22 protein-coding genes are annotated in these 20,190 nt (G+C 68.5%); 9 read left to right on the top strand and 13 right to left on the bottom strand.

Translation table 11 applies throughout. The features are described from left to right. Positions 1-82: 82 nt before the first annotated feature. The 7 genes from KV100_RS04000 to KV100_RS03970 all read left to right on the top strand — a co-directional run bounded on the left by KV100_RS04000 (position 83) and on the right by KV100_RS03970 (position 8,679). Positions 83-2,728 (top strand): hypothetical protein, encoded by a 2,646-nt coding sequence (locus KV100_RS04000; protein ID WP_220341598.1) that lies wholly within the window; start codon positions 83-85, stop codon positions 2,726-2,728. Further along, complete coding sequence (locus KV100_RS03995; protein WP_220341597.1) at positions 2,697-3,335, top strand: hypothetical protein; 639 nt, start codon at positions 2,697-2,699, stop codon at positions 3,333-3,335. The genes KV100_RS04000 and KV100_RS03995 overlap by 32 nt, the downstream gene beginning before the upstream one ends. Positions 3,336-3,507: 172 nt before the next feature. Next, positions 3,508-3,693, top strand: a complete 186-nt coding sequence (locus KV100_RS03990; RefSeq protein WP_220341596.1) for a hypothetical protein — start codon at positions 3,508-3,510, stop codon at positions 3,691-3,693. Further along, on the top strand, positions 3,690-6,038 hold the full coding sequence (locus KV100_RS03985) for a hypothetical protein (protein ID WP_220341595.1): 2,349 nt from the start codon (positions 3,690-3,692) through the stop codon (positions 6,036-6,038). Before KV100_RS03990 ends, KV100_RS03985 begins: the two co-directional genes overlap by 4 nt. Then, positions 6,038-6,586, top strand: coding sequence for a hypothetical protein (locus tag KV100_RS03980; protein WP_220341594.1), 549 nt, complete (start codon positions 6,038-6,040; stop codon positions 6,584-6,586). Before KV100_RS03985 ends, KV100_RS03980 begins: the two co-directional genes overlap by 1 nt. 111 nt (positions 6,587-6,697) lie before the next feature. Further along, entirely contained in the window at positions 6,698-8,131 is a 1,434-nt protein-coding gene (locus KV100_RS03975; RefSeq protein WP_220341593.1) for a hypothetical protein, read from the top strand. Beyond that, a complete protein-coding gene (locus KV100_RS03970; RefSeq protein WP_220341592.1) occupies positions 8,131-8,679 on the top strand; it encodes a hypothetical protein in 549 nt (182 codons plus the stop codon). Before KV100_RS03975 ends, KV100_RS03970 begins: the two co-directional genes overlap by 1 nt. Before the next feature lie 34 nt (positions 8,680-8,713). Here the strand turns inward: KV100_RS03970 and KV100_RS03965 are convergent, their stop codons facing one another. The 13 genes from KV100_RS03965 to KV100_RS03905 all read right to left on the bottom strand — a co-directional run bounded on the left by KV100_RS03965 (position 8,714) and on the right by KV100_RS03905 (position 17,834). Continuing rightward, entirely contained in the window at positions 8,714-9,022 is a 309-nt protein-coding gene (locus tag KV100_RS03965; protein ID WP_220341591.1) for a hypothetical protein, read from the bottom strand. After that, positions 9,019-9,327, bottom strand: a complete 309-nt coding sequence (locus tag KV100_RS03960; protein WP_220341590.1) for a WXG100 family type VII secretion target — start codon at positions 9,325-9,327, stop codon at positions 9,019-9,021. The genes KV100_RS03965 and KV100_RS03960 overlap by 4 nt, the downstream gene beginning before the upstream one ends. An 8-nt stretch (positions 9,328-9,335) precedes the next feature. Beyond that, on the bottom strand, positions 9,336-9,689 hold the full coding sequence (locus KV100_RS03955; protein ID WP_220341589.1) for a hypothetical protein: 354 nt from the start codon (positions 9,687-9,689) through the stop codon (positions 9,336-9,338). Positions 9,690-9,782: 93 nt separating this feature from the next. After that, positions 9,783-10,343, bottom strand: a complete 561-nt coding sequence (locus KV100_RS03950; protein ID WP_220341588.1) for an acVLRF1 family peptidyl-tRNA hydrolase — start codon at positions 10,341-10,343, stop codon at positions 9,783-9,785. A gap of 2 nt (positions 10,344-10,345) precedes the next feature. Then, complete coding sequence (locus KV100_RS03945) at positions 10,346-10,726, bottom strand: metal-sulfur cluster assembly factor (RefSeq protein ID WP_220341587.1); 381 nt, start codon at positions 10,724-10,726, stop codon at positions 10,346-10,348. Continuing rightward, on the bottom strand, positions 10,723-11,178 hold the full coding sequence (sufU, locus tag KV100_RS03940) for a Fe-S cluster assembly sulfur transfer protein SufU (protein ID WP_220342493.1): 456 nt from the start codon (positions 11,176-11,178) through the stop codon (positions 10,723-10,725). Before sufU ends, KV100_RS03945 begins: the two co-directional genes overlap by 4 nt. Positions 11,179-11,183: 5 nt before the next feature. Beyond that, the gene (locus tag KV100_RS03935) at positions 11,184-12,443 is read right to left on the bottom strand and encodes a cysteine desulfurase (protein WP_220341586.1); all 1,260 of its coding nucleotides are present in this window, start codon (positions 12,441-12,443) and stop codon (positions 11,184-11,186) included. Further along, positions 12,443-13,201, bottom strand: coding sequence for a Fe-S cluster assembly ATPase SufC (gene sufC, locus KV100_RS03930; RefSeq protein WP_220341585.1), 759 nt, complete (start codon positions 13,199-13,201; stop codon positions 12,443-12,445). Before sufC ends, KV100_RS03935 begins: the two co-directional genes overlap by 1 nt. A 30-nt stretch (positions 13,202-13,231) precedes the next feature. After that, positions 13,232-13,558, bottom strand: coding sequence for a non-heme iron oxygenase ferredoxin subunit (locus KV100_RS03925; RefSeq protein ID WP_220341584.1), 327 nt, complete (start codon positions 13,556-13,558; stop codon positions 13,232-13,234). 4 nt (positions 13,559-13,562) lie between these two features. Continuing rightward, positions 13,563-14,774 carry a Fe-S cluster assembly protein SufD gene (gene sufD / locus KV100_RS03920; protein WP_308290193.1) on the bottom strand — a complete coding sequence of 404 codons (1,212 nt, stop codon included), beginning with the start codon at positions 14,772-14,774 and terminating at the stop codon, positions 13,563-13,565. Next, on the bottom strand, positions 14,771-16,228 hold the full coding sequence (gene sufB / locus KV100_RS03915) for a Fe-S cluster assembly protein SufB (RefSeq protein WP_220341583.1): 1,458 nt from the start codon (positions 16,226-16,228) through the stop codon (positions 14,771-14,773). The genes sufD and sufB overlap by 4 nt, the downstream gene beginning before the upstream one ends. Next, complete coding sequence (locus KV100_RS03910; protein ID WP_374226655.1) at positions 16,225-16,884, bottom strand: helix-turn-helix transcriptional regulator; 660 nt, start codon at positions 16,882-16,884, stop codon at positions 16,225-16,227. Before KV100_RS03910 ends, sufB begins: the two co-directional genes overlap by 4 nt. 119 nt (positions 16,885-17,003) lie before the next feature. Next, positions 17,004-17,834, bottom strand: coding sequence for a fused MFS/spermidine synthase (locus KV100_RS03905; protein WP_308291327.1), 831 nt, complete (start codon positions 17,832-17,834; stop codon positions 17,004-17,006). 167 nt (positions 17,835-18,001) lie between these two features. Here KV100_RS03905 and ligD point away from each other — a divergent pair, with 167 nt between their 5' ends. Together ligD and KV100_RS03895 are read left to right on the top strand one after the other, a co-directional pair. Then, positions 18,002-19,093 carry a non-homologous end-joining DNA ligase gene (gene ligD / locus KV100_RS03900; protein ID WP_220341582.1) on the top strand — a complete coding sequence of 364 codons (1,092 nt, stop codon included), beginning with the start codon at positions 18,002-18,004 and terminating at the stop codon, positions 19,091-19,093. A gap of 3 nt (positions 19,094-19,096) precedes the next feature. Next, entirely contained in the window at positions 19,097-20,143 is a 1,047-nt protein-coding gene (locus KV100_RS03895; RefSeq protein WP_220341581.1) for a DNA polymerase IV, read from the top strand. The last annotated feature ends 47 nt before the right edge of the window (positions 20,144-20,190 follow it).

Raw genomic sequence — 20,190 nt, 5'->3', positions numbered from 1 at the left:
CGCGCCTCGGAGACGTTTACCGCGACCTGTGACTTCGCTACAGTCCGTACGGTCCGTGACCTCTTAGGAAGGACGACTCGGGATGCGCGTTGAGGACGGCGGCGGCAGCTCATCTCTGCTCATCGCGGGTTTCGAACGGCACGACGTCTCCCCAGGCACGATCACCTCGCAGGCCGATGCCGTCGCGACACCGGCCGGTGACGTCGAGAACTTCAACGCCGACCTCACCAAGAAGCACAACACCGCCCGCGAAGGCGTGGCCGGTGTGATCGCCACGGCGATGGAGGGTGCGGACGCGCCGACCAAGAACCAGGCACGCACTCTGATCCAAGGCATCACCATCGGGGCCGGCGCGATCCGGCACTTCGGCACCGCCGTCGAGACCTTCAACGGTGCGGTCGACGGACTCAACAACCAGATCCGCTCCGAGAAGACGCGCGAGGATCAGCTGAAGAAGAAGGCGGCGCTCTCCGGTCAGCACGCCGGCGCGGTCGAGACGCTCCAGTCCGCCGCCCGCACCGCCAAGGGCCAGCTGACCGACCCGCTCGATCCCAAGCACGTCAGTGCTCTGTATGCCGCCGGCGCCCTCCCCTCCTTCGCGCCCGCGATGTTCAGCAACGTCGCCGACTTGACCAAGGTCAAGCTCACGGCGCTTCCGGTCGACCTCGCCAACATGACCGATCGCGAGCAGGCCGACTACATCAAGCAGAACGCCGCGACTCTCGATCCCGCGCTGATCGCGCTGTTCGGTCCCGCGGCCAAGCAGATGGTGGCCCAGGACGTCGGCGCCGCGATCAAGAACAAGGCGATCGACCGCGCCACCGTCGATGTCCTCAGCTCTCTCAAGAACGACCCGGCGTTCGCCAAGGCGCTCTACAGCACGGTTACCCCCGACGAGTTCTCCAAGGCGATCGCCCACATCAACCTGGACCTCTTCGGCGTGGGCCCCGACCGCAACGGCGCGACCTTCCCTGGCACGGCCAAGGACAAGCTCGCGCTGTACGACGACTTCATCGACGCCGCCGGCGTGACCCTCGCGACGTACAGTCGCACGGTCGACGCCGACAAGCTCACCGACACGTGGTTCGACGCGATCACCGACCGGGACAACCCGACCAACGCCGCCGCGCTGACGCTGCTGCTGCGTGAGGGCGGCGAAGCCGGCGGCGAGTACGACGCGGCCTTCATCTCGGACCTCAGCAGCAGGGTCCTGGACTGGGAGCGCGACCAAGACGATGCTGTCTGGGGTCCTCTGGCCGAGGCGAGCGGGCAGTGGATCCGCGATCCCGACCGTGTCACGCTCAACGAGTACACCTTCAACAACGGCTACGAAGACGAGACCAACTACACCTTCGAGGGTGGCCACGCGACGGACGGTCTCGCCAACCTGCTCGGGGCGATGGGCAGCTCCCCCGAGGGCGCCCAGCGATTCTTCAGCGACGGAGACGGCGTCGACGACGATCGCCTCGAGTACCTCATGTTCAAACGCACCTTCTCCTCCGAGGGAGTGACGCGGAGCGACGAGGGAGACGGCCTGGGTGAGGCGCTGGAGGCGGCCACCACGGGGCACCTGCGCTCAGGCGAGAACAGCGGTCCCCCTTCGCTGGGCGACTACACCGACGAGCGTGCTGCCGCACTGGCGTCGAAGGTGTTCACCCTGATCGGAGAGAACAGCGGGACGGGCAACACCGACCACCTCCTCGATCCCAAGAAGCAGGGCACCGGGGGCGGTGGCATCGGCGACGAGTGGCACATGTGGAGCGAGATGCGCGACAGCATCGGCAACATCGGCGCCGGTTACGCCGAGGACGTCTATCGCACCCTCGCGAACGGCCAGGGCGTCGATGGTGACGGAAAGCTCACCGTCAGCTACGACAACCTCAACGCGGTCCTCGGCGAGATCGGTCGGGGCGACGACAAGTCGGGCATCGAGGTGCTTGCCACGGCGCTCGTCATCGAGGGCAACGACCGCATGGGTGAGGAGATCGCCGAGTACGAGCGCGAGGCGATCGCCGAGTGGCGGGCAGCCCACCCGAACCATCCCGCGGGCGAGCCGCTCCCTGCCGAGGTGATGAAGAACATCAAGAACGCGTCCGTGCTCGCCGAGGACAGCGCGGACCGCGAGCTCACCGACGTGGTGGAGGACAACGGACGTGTGCTCGGTCGGCTGCTCGGCCAGTCCGTCACCGTCGACATGGATGACGAAGAGGCAGCGGCGGCCCGGGCGGCGCTGGCGGCGAAGGCGTTCGATGTCGCGACCGGTTTCCTGCCCGGCAACGAAGTACTCGGACAGGGAGCGTCCGAGCTCGCCAAGACGGCCTTCGACACCGCGAAGTCACAGGGTCTCGACGCGATCAAGAGTGGTGTCACGAGCGCTCCGGCACCGACCTCGGACGCCTACCGCGCCACCACGGACAACGCGTGGCGCGAGAACCTGCAGGGCGGGTTGGCCAACGTGCTCGTCCAGTACGGCTACACCGCAGGCAACGACGGGCAGGACCTTCCCCGAGATGCCCTCGACAGCAACGGCCACGTCAAGCGTGAGTTCGTGGCGGAAGGTGGGACGGCGCCGACCTCGTGGCACGACTGGTGGGACAGCGACGCCGGCAACAACTACGGCACCTTGAGAGAGTCGATGGACCAGGCGTTCAACAATGCCGAGGAGGAAGCTGTTGAGGACGCCAAGAATCGCGAAGATGACGGCAACCAAGAGTCGCGCGGTGGGTGAGATGCGCCGCAGGTTCCGTGCCGTGGTTGCCCTCGCGGTGCTGTCCCTGGCGCTCGCCGGGTGCGACAGCGGCTCCGATCGCGCCGACGGCGACGAGGCGGTGCAGATGGTCGACGGCTTGGTCTGCGGCGTGTTCGACGTCGACATCGTGGAGGCTGTCGTCGAGTCGGACGACTACACCGCCTCCGGCACCGGCGTTCCCGAGATCGGTTCGGCGCCCGACTCCGGCCGCATCGAGTGCTCCATCGGTGTGGGTGAGGACGACTTCGACCACCGCGTCCGGTTCTCTGCGTCGCCGATCGCCGACAAGGCCGAGCAGACGCGGGTGGAGGCACGCGAGGCTGCCGCCTTGGCCAGCAGCCGGCAGAAGATCGGCGAACAGGGCGGGCACTGCTTCACCTCCCCGACCCTCGACGCTCTCGGGTCGGGTTACGTGTGCCGCACCGACGGACGCACGCAGACCAGGGTCGTCCTCCCCGACCGCTTCGTCTATCTGACGCTCTTCGGGGAGAACGGCACCGACGATGCCGTGGTAGCGGCTGCCGTGGACCTCATCGAGAACGCGCGAGGAAACCTGGCGGCGAGGGAAACCTCGACGCCCCGGTGACCCCCTCCGCGAAGCGCGCGACGCGCCTCAATCGCTCGACGATCCCAGTTCGGCCGTCGACCATCGGCGGCTCCGGCTCGCTCAGGTGCACGGGCCCGGACCCCGTCTACCGCGGCCTGTGACTTCGCTACAGTCCGTACGGTCCGTGACCTCTCAGGAAGGACGACTCGGGATGCGTGTTGAGGACGGCGGCGGCGCCTCATCTCTGCTCATCGCGGGTTTCGAGCGGCATGACGTCTCCCCAGGCACGATCACCGCGCAGGCCGATGCCGTCGCGGCACCGGCCGGTGACGTCGAGAACTTCAACGCCGACCTCACCAAGAAGCACAACACCGCCCGCGAAGGCGGGCCGGTGTGATCGCCACGGCGATGGAGGGCGCGGACACGCCGACGAAGAACATGGGCCGGAACCTGATCCAGGGCATCACCATCGGGGCCGGCGCGATCCGCCTCTTCGGCACTGCCGTCGAGACGTTCAACAACACGATCGACGGACTCAACAGCCAGATCCGCTCCGAGAAGACGCGCGAGGAGCAACTGAAGAAGAAGGCGGCGCTCTCGGGTCAGCACGCTGGCGCCGTCGAGACGCTCCAGTCCGCCGCCCGCACCGCCAAGGGCCAGCTGACCGACCCGCTCGACCCCAAGCACGTCCGCGCGCTCCACGCGGCGGGCGCACTCCCCTCGTTCGCGTCTGCGATGTTCTCCAACGTCGTCGACCTGTCCAAGGTCAAGCTCAAGACCCTCCCCTACGACGTGGCGAACCTGTCGGCCGAGGACCAGGCGAAGTACGTCATCGACCACGCAAAGGATCTCGACGCGCAGTTCATCGCCCTCCTCAGTCCTGCGGTGAGGGGTCTTGTCGCCGAGGCCGTTGCGAAGGCCATCCGCGCAAGGGAGATCGACGAGGACACCGTCGCGACCCTCTCGCTGATGAAGGACGACGCTGCATTCGCGCACCGTCTCTACTCCACCGTCACACCCAACCAGATGGCTGACGCCATCCTCGACCTCAGCAACGACGTATTCTCACCAAGCTCGTCGGTTCCTCCGCTCGACCACGCCGAGAAGGCGAAGGCCTACGCCGAGTTCCTCGCTGGCGCCGGCCACGCGTTCGCGACGTACACGAAGGGCGTGGGCACTCATGCGCCGCCGCAGGACCTCAGCGACCAGTGGTTCCGCGCGATCACCGACGAGACGAATCCTGAGAACGCCGCCGCCCTGACCATGCTCATCAAGCACGGTGGCAAGACCGCGTCGTACGACCCGACGTTCCTCGCCGACCTGACCAACCAGGTCTACGACTGGGAGCGCAGCCACGACGGCAGACCGGTGTGGGGTCCGCTCAACGAGCGGCTCGGACAGGGCTACGGAGTCAAGGAGCCCTACTACGACCTGGGCAAGCCCGGCGACCCGTACGACGACAGGGCTCACTACCAGACCCCGTACGACGGCCTTGCCAACCTCCTGGCCGGGATGGCGAAGACGCCGGAGGCCGCTCAGGACTTCTTCGCGGCCGAGGCCGGGGACGTCGACAAGGACAAGCTCGACTACCTCATCGGCAAGAAGGACGGCGACGAGGTCGATGCTCGCACGTTCTCGGCCAGGTACGGCAGCGACGAAGGCGACGGCCTCGGTCTGGCGCTCGAGGCTGCCACGATCGGAGCCGGAGGCGATGCGGTGTTCGGCGCCGAGCTTGCCACCGACGTCTTCAAGAGGATCGCCGACCTGTCTGGTCACGGCGGCCCGGACTCGTGGTACGAGAATGCCTGGCACGTGTGGCCCGACATGACCGACAGCTTGGGCACGATCGCCTCCGGTCACACCGACGACGTCTACCGGCTGCTCGCCGGCGGCACCGTCGCCGACGCGGACGGGCGGCTAGTGCTCACCGGTCCCGAGCTCGAGACTGTTCTCGGAGAGATCGGCCGCGGCGACGACAAGACAGGTCTGCAGACCCTTACCACCGCGATGCTGCTGGAGACGCGCCTCCAGAACGGTGCGTTCCTCAACGAGTTCCCCGCAGGCAGCAGGACGCTCGACGGCCTCGCCAACTCCGGCTACCACGGACTCCAGCAGCAGCACGGCGAGGTCATGGGCAACCTGTTCAACCAGGGCCTCGAGATGAGTGCCGAGAGGGACGACGTCGAGACTGCCCGTCGCGAGCTGATGTCGAAGGCGCTCGATATCGGGACCGGCTTCCTCCCCGGAGCGGGCTCCGTACTTGGCGAGACGGCGAGCGAGCTTGCCAAGAACTCCTATTCTGCGATCCAAGGCGAGGCGCTCTCCCAGCTGAAGGATGCCGTCAAGTACTCGCCAGACACCGACGGGTACCTCGACCGCGAGACTGCCTCGATCCCCGACAAGCTGGAGAACGCCGCACTCGCCGACCTCTACAAGTACGGCTTCCTCCATGACCAGGACATCACCGTCGGCGTCGAGGGTTCTGCACACAAAGTCCACTTCGACGGCATCTCACCCGATCTCTTCACCGGTGGAGACAATCCGCAGCTGCATCCCGAGCTCTACGATCGTGCGGATGGGGCCGTGCTGCCCGAGGACATGCCGAACCGTGCGGCCGTCGAGCAGGCGTGGCACGACTGGTCCGACCCGCAGAACCAGCCTCGGCACCGGATCAAGGAGTTCATCTACCAGTCCACCTTCCTGGAGAGCTTTGTCGATCCCACCCTGCGAGGAGGCAAATGATGGCTGGGAGGCGCCACAGCGGCGTTGCTTTCGTCGGCGGAGCGCTCCTCGCCGCGACCACTGTGCTGAGCGGTTGCTCCGATGACGAGCCAGCCACCGCGGACGACCTTGTCTGCGGCATCTTGGACCGCTCGGCGATGGAGACCATCACCGGTGATCTCGTGGTCGCCGCGGATGGCGAGATGGTACCGGCGACTCAGCGGAAGAAGGGCAGCGAATGCGAGGTCGGACGCAACGGACGACTCTTGCTGGACATCTCCCTGCGCGACTTCGAAGACGAGGCCGACCGCACCGCGGCGATCGCGAAGGCCACCGAGAGCAGAGATTCGCTCGGGTGCACCGACCTCACGGACGCCGTGGGATACAGCTGCCGATTCACGGACCAGCAACTCGGTGACAAGACTGGCGTGATCGTCGTGTTCGACGACCGACAGGTCGCGGTCCACGCCCGCACACCCGATAGGACGATAACCCCCAAGACGGAGGATGTGCTCGCGATCGCCCGCAACGTCGACGCCAACATCACCGCCTACGACGCCGCGCGCTGATCTCGGTGCGGCGTCACCGCGGTCGAGCTCCCACAGTGCGCCTTGGCGCCCGACACCGGCCGTCGATACAGTGCTGATCCTCGATGAGTCCTCCCAGGAAGGCCCGCTCGGATGCGTCCAGACCACGGTGCGACGCTCCTGATCGAAGGCTTCGAGAGGCACGACGTGTCACCTGCCACCCTCACCTCCCAGGCAGAGGCCGTGGCCAAGCCGGCCGGTGACGTCGAGAACTTCAACGCTGATCTCAAGCGTGAGCACAATACGGCCAAGGACGGGGTCGCCGGAGTCGTGGCCGATGCCATGACAGGCGCCGACACCGCCACCAAGACCAAGGCTCGGTCGCTCATCCAGGGAATCCTGGTGGCTGCGGGCGCGATCCGGCACTTCGCGGAGGCGGTCGAGACCTTCAACCAGGCGATCGACCGGCTCAACAGCCAGATCCGAGCGGAGCCGACCAAGGAGAAGCAGCAGGCCAAGAAGGCAGAGCTCGGCTTCCAGTACCCCTACATCCTCCAGGCGCTGGAGCACGCAGCCCGTACCGCGAAGCAACAGCTGTCGGACCCGTTGGACCCGGACCACGTGAGGGCGCTCTACGCCGCCGGCGCGCTGCCGTCGTTCGCCGCGGCGATCTACTCCAACCTCGTGGATCTCACCAGAGTCTCGCTGCGGACGATGCCGTTCGACCTCGCCGCGATGACGGCGGCCAAGCGCGCGACGTTCCTCGAGAACCACCCCGTCGTCGCGGTCGCCGTCATGGAGCTCACCCTCCGCAACGAAGGCCTCCTGACCGGTCCCGCCCCCGACGGCTACTACCGCGAGTGGCTCACCAACGCCGCACGCCGAGGGATCAGCGTGGACACGATCGTCGACATCGCGCGCACCCACGACGTCCGCCCGGACGACTTCGAGGTGTTCGACGGCATGGAGCGCGTGACCGACCCCGACGGCAAGTCGTTCTTCCTCCTCCCGCCGGGGATCGGCGGCGACGACGCACGCCATGCCGTCCTGATGACCTACATCCTCAACGCGGGCACGGACTACGGGGCGGCGAGTCCCGACAACGACTTCCCCGAGACGCCCTACTCCGCCGCCGAGATCCAGCGGATCATCGACCGGCAGTCCGCCAACGGCTGGAGCTATGACCAAGACGTCGGCTTCGTCCACGGCAACGGCGGACGCATGGTCACCACGCCCAACGGGATGCTCATGGGACTCGGGGGCAACTGGCTGCAGGGCATGTTCAGTCTCAAGGGCGGAACGGCATGGGGGGACATCTTCATGCTCAACATCGATGACGTGGACGACCCGGATCAGGTCGTCAAGGACGTCGCGCAGTCGGGGCGCGCGTCGTACGTCGACGACGACGGAACCGTCTACCAGGGTCAGCTCGACCTGGACCGGCTGCTGCACCACGAGGAACGCCACTCCCAGCAGTGGGCGCGGGAGGGATACGGCGGCTTCATCCGGTCGTACGCGCGGGAGCAGCTCACAGGCGGCAACGAGACCGAGCAGGACGCCGGGCTGCGCGACGGCGGATACCACTGATGCACCTCGGTTCGACCGGCCGGCGGGTCGCCGCGGCCACCACCGCCGTGCTCGGTGCCACCGTCCTGACCGCCTGCGACGGGGACGCTCCGTTCGCACCGTCACTGCCGAGTGCGGCCGGCTACCGCGCCGATGGAGACACGCTCAGGATCTGGACCGGCACACCGTGCGTGGGTGTGACTCGCGTCGCCCTGACGTTCACGACGGCCGACGGTGAGCGTCAACGGCTCGTGCTCACGGCTCCCCCACCTGGTGTGACCGTGGAGCAGCTCGACATCGCGCAGCCTGATCCCGCGTTCACGGTTGACGAGCAGCCGACATCTGACTTCGACTGGCGCGACGCCGAGAAGGCCTCGCTCGTCATCGACGCCGCCGAGCCCGCCTGGGGATCCGTGGTCGACCTGTCCGACGTCGTCGACGGCTCACCGGAGCATCCAGCCGACGCCTACCTCTTCGACGACGTGGGCTGGAAGGACGCCGCCGACGTGGCCGACCAGAACGGCCAGGACTTTTTGACGGTCTGCACGCCCGCTGCCGACAGGGGTTGACCGCGCCGTCACGGCGTCCCGGCAACTCGCGGTGCTATCGGTCCGCCGCCCGAAGGCCACGCGCCGCCTCGGCGTCCGCCTGCGCAGCGTCTACGGCCGCCGTCGAGAGGCGTGACCCAGCAGCGGTGACCGTGCTCGGGAGCATCTCCGTCGGACCGGCGACCACAGACTGATAACGCTCCAGCGCCGCCCGGAGTACGGGGTGATGGGCAGCCGGGGGCGCCGCAGCCATGGCGGTCACGAGCGCCGACGCGGCCGCTGCCGCATCGACGTCGGTCGCCGCGACACGAGCGCCTGCGCCGTGAAGGTCGTCGGGTCGCATCCCCCATGCAGCCGTCGTCATCGCGGACCGCCCGCCCCGAGAACCGCCCGCATCCGGGCCCCCGCGGACACGAACGTGTCACCGGCCTCGCCCACCCCTGTGCGCTGCTCGCGTACCGAGGCAACGTGCTCCTCCACGAGCCGGTCGACGACGCGCATCGCCGCCTCGTGCTCATCGCTCCCGACGCCGCCTCCGAAGACGCCCAGAGCACGCGCCGCCTCTGCGCGAAGCGAGTCTCGATAGTCCTCGATCGTCCCGGCGTAGCTCCCGAGGTCAGCGCCCGCCTGCTCGATGGCCGCGTGATCGACGCGCAGCTGATAGGTCATCGCGGCGCTCACACGTTGACCGGTCGGGCGAAGGCCGACGCCAACGCTTCCGTCGAGGACCGGGTCACCGACTGTCGGGCCGAAGCCTGCTCGTCCCCCGCGACCGCGTGGCGCTCGGCGGTCACTGCGCGTCGCGCCTGCTCGGCAATCTGACGCGCCAGCAGCGTGTGGTTGCCCACAGAGACCTGCGCGACACCCTGGAAGGCCGATCCAGCCGCGCCCTTGAAGCCGGCCTCGGCGCCCTCCATCCGAGAGAGGTGCTGCCGCGCGGTGCCGACGTTGTCCTCGGCTGTCGCCTGATAGCCCCGCCCCGACCGGGACAGCAGCCCGACCTCCTCGAGGTTCACGATCTGGTTGCTCATGCTCACTCCGTCCTGGCCGTGCGGCCGTGCTCGTTCGACGGGAGCCACGCTAGCCAGATCCGTTCCCGGCCCGCGGACGTCGTCCACAGGCCTTCAGGCGAGCGCGTTGAGCCGCACCTCGTACGCCCGCGCGTCGACGACGGCCTTCTGGAGCGTGACGAACTTGGGGTCACCGACCTCGAGCCAACGCTGCGCGGGCACCAGCGGCGTACGGCCGTCGCACTGCTCGAGCACCGCCGCGAACAGCGGCCGGTCTCCCCCACCGAAGACGAGGCTGCCCTCCGGGACGATCCGGCGTACGACCTCGGCGCACGCCTCCACCAGCGCGTCGGCCTGGTTGGCGCGCCGCCGCGCGTAGCGCTGCTGGCTCCAGCCACCCGCCTTGGTCTGACCCTGGACGTAGCGCGTCCCGGTCTTGTGAGCCGCGAGCGCCCCGCCCTCGACAGAGCCGACGGCGTACCCGCCTCGGCGGACCAGAACGATCCCGAAGTCCTCCGGCGGAGGCACCTCCTCGTACGAGGCGACCGCTCCGTCGGGGGCGGTCAACGTCACCTCGGCGCCCTCACGCGCAACGACCGGCTCCCCGTGCCGGGCGGAGAAACGCTCCACCCAGCCAGCGAGCCGGTCGTGCGGGACGAGGACGGTCCTGGTCACCCTCAGACGTTGAAGCCGAGGGCGCGAAGCATCTCGCGGCCGTCGTCGGTGATCTTGTCCGGGCCCCACGGCGGCATCCACACCCAGTTGATGCGGAAGTCGTTGACGATGCCCTCCAGCGCCTGCCGGGTCTGGTCCTCGATGACGTCGGTCAGCGGGCACGCCGCCGAGGTCAGCGTCATGTCGATCACGGCATTGTTGGCCGGGTCGACCTCGACGTCGTAGACGAGGCCGAGATCGACGACGTTGATGCCGAGCTCGGGGTCGACCACGTCCTTCATCGCCTCGTTGACGTCCTCGGGCGTGGTCACGCTCTTGCCCACCGGGGTGAGATCGACCTCGGGAAGGTCGTCGGTGGTCTGGCTCGGTGCGGTGTCGCTCATCGGGTCTCCTGGCTCTCCTGCGCGGCGGCCTGGGCCGTCGCGTCCTTCCATGCCATCCACGACAGCAGCGCACACTTCACCCGGGCGGGGAACTGCGCCACCCCCGCGAAGGCGATGCCGTCCTCGAGCACGTCCTCGTTGGGCTCGACCTGTCCGCGGCCCTGCATCAGGGTCTGGAACTCGTCGAGCACCGCCAGCCCTTCAGCAACCGTCTTGCCGACGACGAGGTCGTTGAGCACCGACGCCGACGCCTGGCTGATCGAGCAGCCCTCGGCGTCGTACGAGACGTCGGCGACCCGGTCACCGTCGAGGTGCACGCGCAGCGTGATCTCGTCGCCGCAGGTCGGGTTGACGTGATGGACCTCAGCCTCGTACGGGTCGCGCAGTCCGCTGCCGTGGGGCTTCTTGTAGTGGTCGAGAATGATCTCCTGGTACAGGGCGTCCACGTTCATCGTCGTCACACCACCTTGAAGTACTTCTGGGTGCGTTCGATTCCCTCGACCAGGGCATCGATCTCGGCCTGGGTCGTGTAGAGGTAGAACGACGCGCGGGTCGTCGACTGCACACCGAAGCGCCGGTGGGCCGGCTTGGCGCAGTGGTGACCCGCGCGTACGGCGATGCCGTACGAGTCGAGCAGCTGCGACACGTCGTGCGGGTGCACCCCGTCGACCACGAAGCTCACCGCTCCCCCGCGCTCCACGGCCTCGGTCGGCCCCACGATGGTGAGGCCGTCGATCTCGCCGAGCCGCTTCAACGCATACGCGGTGATCTCGCGCTCGTGCGCGGCGACGTTCTCCATGCCGAGCGACGCGAGGTAGTCGGCCGCGGCGCCGAGCCCGACCGCCTGGACGATCGGCGGCGTGCCGGCCTCGAACTTGGCCGGCGGCCGCGCGTACGTCGAACGCTCCATCGTCACGGTCTCGATCATCTCGCCACCACCGAGGAACGGCGGGAGCTCCTCGAGAAGCGGCATGCGGCCCCAGAGCACGCCGATGCCGGTCGGACCGACCATCTTGTGGCCGGTGAAGGCGACGAAGTCGGCACCGAGCGCGGTCAGGTCGACGGGCATCTGCGGGACGGCCTGCGACGCGTCGACCACGACGACGGCACCGACGGCGTGCGCCCGGGCGATGATGACGTCGAGCGGGCTGACGGTGCCCAGCATGTTGGACACCCACGACACGGACACGATCCGCGTCCGCTCGTTGATCAGCTCATCGAGCGTCGACAGGTCGAGGCGTCCCTCGTCGGTCAGCCCGAACCACCGCAGCGTCGCGCCCGTCCGCTGTGCCAGCAGCTGCCACGGGACGATGTTGGAGTGGTGCTCGAGCTCGGTGATCACGATCTCGTCACCGGGCCGCAGCGCGAGGTCACCCTCGGCGTTGCGGTACGCGTTGGCCACGAGGTTCAGCGCCTCGGACGCGTTCTTGGTGAAGACGACCTCCTCGCGAGAGGGGGCGTTGACGAAGCTCGCGATCGTCGTCCGCGCGTCCTCGAACGCCTCGCTCGCCTCCGCGCCCAGCTGGTGCATCGCACGCGCGACGTTGGCGTTATGGCGGAGGTAGTGCTCCGTGATCGCGTCGACGACCTGCGTCGGCTTCTGCGACGTGTTCGCGCTGTCGAGGTAGACGAGCGGGCGGTCCCCGGCCATGGTCCGACCGAGGATCGGGAAGTCTTCCCGAACCTTCTCGACGTCGTATCCGCCGGGGACGCTCATCAGACGGCGGCCTTGGTGTACTTGTCGTAGCCGTTGGCCTCGAGCTCCTCGGCGAGGTCGGCGCCGCCGACCTCGGCAACCTTGCCGTTGACGAACACGTGCACGTAGTCCGGCTTGATGTAACGCAGGATGCGTGTGTAGTGCGTGATCAGCAGGACGCCGCGGTCACCCTGCTCCGAGAAGCGGTTGACGCCGTCGGAGACGATGCGCAGAGCGTCGATGTCGAGGCCGGAGTCGGTCTCGTCGAGGATCGCGAACTTCGGGTTGAGCAGCTCGAGCTGGGCGATCTCGTGGCGCTTCTTCTCGCCGCCGGAGAAGCCCTCGTTGACCGAGCGCTGGGAGAAGGTCTTGTCGAGCGTCATCCGCTCGAGAGCGCCGTTGACGTCCTTGATCCACGTGCGCAGCGGCGGAGCCTCACCGTCGATGGCGGTCTTGGCGGCGCGGAGGAAGTTCGCGACCGAGACGCCCGGGATCTCCACGGGGTACTGCATCGCGAGGAAGAGGCCCGCACGCGCGCGCTCGTCGACGGTCATGTCGAGGACGTCGACGCCGTCGAGGGTCACCGAGCCGGAGGTGATGTCGTACTTGGGGTGGCCGGCGATCGAGTACGCGAGGGTCGACTTGCCCGAGCCGTTGGGGCCCATGATGGCGTGCGTCTCGCCCGACTTCACGGTCAGGTTGACGCCCTTGAGGATCTCCTTGGCGCCGTCCTCGGTGGCCACCGAGACGTGGAGGTCGCGGATCTCGAGAGTGGACATGTGTGGTGACTCCGTCGTTTCTTGTGAGGATCAGATGCTGGGGCTGGTCACGTCGACGAGGACGGTCGCGTCCTCGGTGACCTTGCAGGGATAGACCGGCACAGGCTCGGTCGCGGGCAGGTTGAGCACCTCGCCGGTCCGTGCGTCGAAGCGCGAGCCGTGGAGCCAGCACTCGAGCGTGCAGTCCTCCACCTCCCCCTCCGACAGTGGAACCGCGGCGTGCGAGCACTCGTCACGGACGGCGAACACCTCGTCACCGCAACGGACGAGTGCGAGGTCGAGGCCCTCGACCTCGACCGCCAGCACTCCCCCGTCAGGGACGTCGGCGAGCTCAGCCGCGTGCGTGAAGCCGCTCATCGGCTCACGCCCCGGCGACCACGTCGGCGACACCGACGTGCTTGGCGAGCTCGGTCTCGACCGTCTGCAGGAGGCGCTCCTGGATCTCGGGCACCCCCGTACGGCGGATCACGTCGTTGAAGAAGCCGTGCACGACCAGCCGGCGCGCCTCGACCTCGGGGATGCCGCGGCTCTGCAGGTAGAAGAGGTGCAGGTCGTCGAAGCGGCCGGTCGTCGACGCGTGGCCCGCGCCCTCGATCTCGCCGGTCTCGATCTCGAGGTTGGGCACCGAGTCGGCACGCGCCCCGTCGGTCAGGACGAGGTTGTCGTTGCTCTCGTACGTGTTGATGCCGACACCCTCCTTGCGGATCAGCACGTCGCCGATCCACACGGTGTGGGCGTCCTTGCCCTGCAGTGCGCCCTTGTACTCGACCTTGCTGCGGCCCTTGGGCTGGTTGTGGTCGACGAAGAGACGGTGCTCGAGGTGCTGGCCGGCGTCGGCGAAGTAGAGGCCGAGCATGTCGACGTTGCCGCCGGTGCCGGCGTACTCGACCGACGCGTTGATCCGGACGAGGTCGCCGCCGAAGCTGACGAGCACGTGCTTGAGGTTGGCGTCGCGCCCGATGTGGGCGTGGTGGTGCGACACGTGGACGGCGTCGTCGTCCCAGTCCTGGACCGCGACGACCGTCAGCTGCGCACCGTCGCCGAGGACGATCTCGACGTTCTCGGCCCAGGTGGCCGACCCGACGTAGTCGATCACCACGGTGGCCCGGGAGAACGGCTCGGCCGTGATGACGACGTGGCCGGCGCCGGCCTTCTCCGACCCCGTGCCACGGAACGTCACCCAGGTGGGCTTCGAGGCCACGGTCTCCGCGGGGACCGTCACCGTGAAGACACGGTCAGACGCCTCCCAAGCTCGGGCGGAGATCCGGTCGACGGGGACGTACGTCGAGGTGCCGCGCACGGTCGAGTCCTCGACGAGGACCGACTCGGCGCGGACCTCGGGCGCGGCGTCGATCTCGACCTCGTAGTCGTGACCGTCGAGAGGGGCGTCCTTGTGCAGGTCGCGCAGGCGCTTCAGCGGGGTGAAGCGCCAGATCTCCTCCAGCCCCTTGGGCACCTCGTGGTCGGCGGGGTCGAACGACCCCTCCGGGTGCAGGTGGCTGATGACCTGGGTCTCGACCGGGCCGGCCAGCGGCCCTGCGGGACGGGTTGTCGTAGTTGTGGGGGCGGTCACCCGACGGCACCTTCCATTTGCAGTTCGATCAGACGGTTGAGCTCGAGCGCGTACTCCATGGGGAGCTCGCGCGCGATGGGCTCGACGAAGCCACGCACGATCATCGCCATCGCCTCGTCCTCCTCCATCCCGCGGCTCATCAGGTAGAAGAGCTGGTCGTCGCTGACCTTCGAGACGGTGGCCTCGTGGCCCAGCGACACGTCGTCCTCACGGACGTCGACGTACGGGTAGGTGTCGGAGCGGCTGATGTCGTCGACGAGCAGCGCATCGCACTTGACCGTGGACGCGGAGTGCTCAGCGCCCTCCTGGACCTGGAGCAGGCCTCGGTACGACGCGCGGCCGCCGCCACGCGCCACCGACTTCGAGATGATCGAGCTCGAGGTGTGCGGCGCGGCGTGGACCATCTTGGCGCCGGAGTCCTGGTGCTGGCCCTCGCCCGCGAACGCCAGGGACAGCGTCTCGCCACGGGCGTGCTCGCCCATCAGGTAGATGGCGGGGTACTTCATGGTCACCTTGGAGCCGATGTTGCCGTCGACCCACTCCATGGTCGCGCCCTCTTCGCAGATGGCGCGCTTGGTGACCAGGTTGTAGACGTTGTTGGACCAGTTCTGGATCGTCGTGTAGCGGCAGCTGCCGCCCTTCTTGACGATGATCTCGACGACCGCGGAGTGCAGCGAGTCGGTCTTGTAGATCGGCGCCGTGCAGCCCTCGACGTAGTGGACGTGCGCGCCCTCGTCGACGATGATCAGCGTCCGCTCGAACTGGCCCATGTTCTCGGTGTTGATCCGGAAGTAGGCCTGCAGCGGGATGTCGACGTGGACGCCCTTGGGCACGTAGATGAACGACCCGCCGGACCAGACGGCCGAGTTGAGCGCGGAGAACTTGTTGTCGCCGACCGGGATCACGGTGGCGAAGTACTCCTGGAACAGCTCCGGGTGCTCCTTGAGCGCCGTGTCGGTGTCGAGGAAGATGACGCCCTGCTCCTCCAGGTCCTCACGGATCTGGTGGTAGACGACCTCGGACTCGTACTGCGCGGCGACGCCGGCAACGAGACGCTGCTTCTCGGCCTCGGGGATGCCGAGCCGGTCGTACGTGTTCTTGATGTCCTCGGGGAGCTCCTCCCACGAGGTCGCCTGCTTCTCGGTGGAGCGGACGAAGTATTTGATGTTGTCGAAGTCGATGTCCGACAGGTCCGCCCCCCACGTGGGCATGGGCTTGCGGCCGAAGAGCTTGAGGCCCTTCATCCGCAGGTCGAGCATCCACTGGGGCTCGTCCTTGCGGGACGAGATGTCGCGGACGACGTCCTCGTTGAGCCCACGCTTGGCGGTGGCACCCGCGATGTCCGGGTCGGCCCAGCCGAAGTCGTAGCGGCCCAGGCCCTCGAGCTCGGGGTTGGCCTGCTCGATGGCGTTGGGCGCAGAGCCGCTGACGCCGGTGTCCGGTGTGGTGGTCATCGGGTGGTCCTCTCGTCGGTCGTGAGGGCTGTTGTCGTCGTGACGTCGGCCGGGGTGTCAGGGATGTAGGTGGTGCACACGCCGTCGCCGTGGGCGATGGTGGCAAGGCGTTGCACGTGGTGTCCCAACATCCGCGCGAACGCTTCTGTTTCCGCTTCGCAGAGCTCGGGAAACTCGGCCGCGACGTGAGCGACCGGACAGTGGTGCTGGCAGACCTGGATGCCTCCGGGGGCACGCCGCACGCTGGCGGCGAACCCGTCCTCGGCAAGGGCGTCGGCAAGCACCGCGGGGCGCTGCACCGGCGCAGTGTCTTCGATGAGCGGCAGGAGGCGACGCTCGAGCTCCTCGCCGCGACGTCGCGCGAACGCGACGACGGCGTCCTCGCCGACGGTCTCGGCAAGGAAGCGCAGCGCGCTCAGTGCCAGGTCGTCGTAGTCCTGCTCGAACGCCTCGCGACCCTCGTCGGTGAGGGCGAACGCCTTCGCCGGACGGCCGCGTCCACGACGCTGCCCGCGGTCACGGACTGCGGCGATCTCGACGAGCCCTTCCTCGTGGAGGGCGTCGAGGTGTCGGCGCACCGCGGCCGGGGTCAGGTCGAGCCGCTCGGCGAGCTGGACGGCTGTGGACGAGCCCTCGTGCATGATGGTGCGCACCACGCGCTGACGAGTCGAAGACTCGGCAGAAGTGACCCGCACGTTTTTCACAACACCAGTGTGCCCTTATTACCGAAGCGCGTTCAACGAAGGATGTCCTTAGTGACGTCGGTCACCCCTCCTCACTCGAAGAACGTCGCTCCTCCGGGCGGACCGGGCGAGGGTGAGGAGTCGTCGTCGGTGAACGGCTCCCCGCCGCCGAGGGCGCTGCTCAGGTCTGCACCGCCCAGGATCCGGTACGGGAACGGCGAGGAGGCCGCGCGGCGTCGCAGCTCGCCGAGGGGCAGGGCATCGCGGCCGGCGACGAGCAGCAGGTTGCCGTGCCTCCGCCCCCGGAGCGTGGCGGGCTCGGCGCTGACGACGACCTCCGGGAACGTGCCGCGCGCCGCGGCCACCACTCGCCGCAGATAGGCGAAAGGCGCCTGGTCGGCGAGGTTGCCGAGCAGCACTCCCCCGGGCCGCAGCGTCCGGGACACCTCCGCGAAAGCCTCCACCGTCGTGAGCTCGGCCGGCACCACGGGCCCGGCGAAGGCATCCAGGACGACGACGTCCGCGTACGCGTCCCGCAGCGCCGCGAGCCCGGTCCGCCCGTCGACCGGACGGACCTTGATCCCACTGCGCGGAGGCAGGGGCAGACGCTCACGGACGTACGCGGTCAGGGCGGTGTCCGGCTCCAGCACGACCTGTGCCGACTGCGGGCGGGTCGCGGCGACGTACCGGGGAAGCGTCAACCCGGCGCCGCCGACGTGGATGATCGTGAGGCGTTCTGGCGGAGGGCGCAGGTGGTCCAACGTGTCGGCGATGCGCTGGACGTACTCGAAGACCAGCCGTGTCGGGTCGCCAAGATCGACGTGCGACTGGGCCGCTCCCCCGACGCGGAGGGTGAAGGAGCCGTGGTGCCCGGGCTCGGGCACGAGCGTGATCGCGCCCCGGTCACTGTCGTCGTCGCTCACTGGGCCAGTATCGGCCGTGCCGCCTGGTCGGTCTCGTCAGGAGAGTCGAATCGTCGGAGGGTCAGCTCGCCGCCGACTTTGGTCGCTGTCCCGGGACCGATGAGTTGCCGGACGTCACGCAGTCGTGACCTCGGCGGACTGTCTCCGAGACCCCCTAGGTTGACCTCATGGCAAGCGATGCAGCCGAGATCGAGGCCGACGGACGCGCGGTCCGCGTGACCAGCCCTGACCGCGTCATTTATGAGGCGACGCCGTGGTCGGCCGAGGTGACCAAGCTCGACGTCGTCGCCTACTACGTCTCGGTGGGTGACGGCATCATGCGGGCGCTGCGCAACCGCCCCACGACTCTTGAGCGCTGGCCCAAGGGAGTGCGCGAGGGCATGACGCTGTCGACGCGTGCCGACAACCGCGGCGACGCGTTCTACCAGAAGCGCATCCCCAAGGGAGCTCCCCCGTACGTCGAGACCGCACGCATCGAGTTCCCGTCCGGCCGCGAGGCCGACGAGGTCTGCCCGACCGAGCTGGCGACGGTCGCGTGGGCTGCCCAGATGGGCACGCTGACCTTCCACCCCTGGCCAGTGCGTCGCGACGACACCGAGCACCCCGACGAGCTGCGCATCGACCTCGACCCGCAGCCGGGCACCGACTTCGCCGACGCCGTACGCGTGGCCGGTGAGGCGCGTGCCCTGCTGGACGACCTCGGCATGGTGGGATTCCCCAAGACGAGCGGCAACCGCGGCGTGCACGTCTACGTCCGCATCGAGCCGCGCTGGTCGTTCACCGACGTCCGCCACGCGGCCATCGCGTTCGGGCGTGAGCTCGAGCGGCGCCACGAGGGTGTGACGACCAAGTGGTGGAAGGAGGAGCGAGGCGAGCGCATCTTCGTCGACTACAACCAGAACGCCCGCGACCGGACGATCGCCAGCGCCTACAGCCTCCGTCCGAAGCCAGGTGCCCCGGTCTCCACGCCGGTGACCTGGGACGAGCTGGCGACCGTCGACGACCCAAAAGGCTTCAACCTCCACACCGTGCCGCAGCGCTTCGCCGAGCTCGGCGACCTCCACGCGCCGATCGACGACACCGCGTGCTCGCTCGAGCCGCTCCTCGACCTCTACGCCCGAGACGAGGAGCAAGGCCTCGGCGACATGCCGTACCCACCCGACTACCCCAAGATGCCGGGCGAGCCGCCTCGCGTGCAGCCGAGCCGCAAGAACGCCGCCAACTGGACCGACGCCGACGAGGACGCGGCCGGAGGCTGACCGATGTGGGTGCTGCACGTCGACCTCGACCAGTTCATCGCTGCGGTCGAGGTGCTGCGCCAACCCGAGCTCGCCGGCAAGCCCGTCGTCGTCGGCGGACGAGGTGACCCAACCGAGCGCGGCGTGGTGTCCACGGCGTCGTACGAGGCACGCGAGTACGGCGTCCGCTCCGGCATGCCGCTGCGGACTGCCGCCAAGAAGTGCCCCGACGCCGTGTTCCTCCCCGTCGACAAGCCCGCGTACGACGCGGCGTCGACGGAGGTGATGGACGCCCTCCGCAGTGTCGGGATGGCCGTGGAGATCTTGGGCTGGGACGAGGCGTTCGTTGCGGTGCCGGACGCCGTCCAAGACGCGGACGGGGCGGTGTCGTTCGCCCGCCAGGTCCAGTCGCGAGTCCTCGACCGGACCAGCCTCCACTGCTCGGTCGGCATCGGCGACAACAAGATCCGCGCCAAGAACGCGACCGACTTCGGCAAGCCCCGCGGCACCTTCGTGCTCACTCGTGACACCTGGTGGGCGGTCATGGGTGAGCGTCCGGCCGACGGCGTCTGGGGCATCGGCGGCAAGACGGCGGCCAAGCTCGCCGCACTCGGTCTGAGCACGGTCCGCGAGGTCGGGGACGCCGACGAGGATGTCCTCGCTGCCGCGTTGGGTCCGACGATGGGACCGTGGTACCGCCGCCTCGCCCGTGGCGTCGACACCTCGCCCGTCGACCCGACGCCGTGGGTGCCGCGGTCGCACGGTCACGAGGTCACGTTCCAGACCGATCTGCGTGATCCGGACGAGGTCGAGGCGGAGGTCCGCAGGCTCGCTGCCCTCGCAGCGCGCGACGTGGTCGAGGACGGGCGACCGGCGGTCCGGGTCCGCCTCAAGATTCGCTACGTCCCGTTCGAGACCCGGACGCGCAGCACCACGCTCGCCGGGCCGACGTCCGATGCCGCAGTGATCGCGGACGCGGCCGCCTCGCTGCTCGAACGCACCGACCGGACCCGAGCCGTACGCCTCGTCGGCGTCGCCGCGGAGATGGCCCCGCCCGGCGACCACGACTGAGCACCAGGCCTTGCCTTCCTGTGAGGTTGTGTGGTTCATTAGTCAAG

Source organism: Mumia sp. zg.B21, assembly GCF_019550855.1.
Classification (GTDB): domain Bacteria; phylum Actinomycetota; class Actinomycetes; order Propionibacteriales; family Nocardioidaceae; genus Mumia.
The sequence above is the reverse complement of the archived record's forward strand: the minus strand, read 5'-3'. Positions and strand labels throughout refer to the sequence as shown.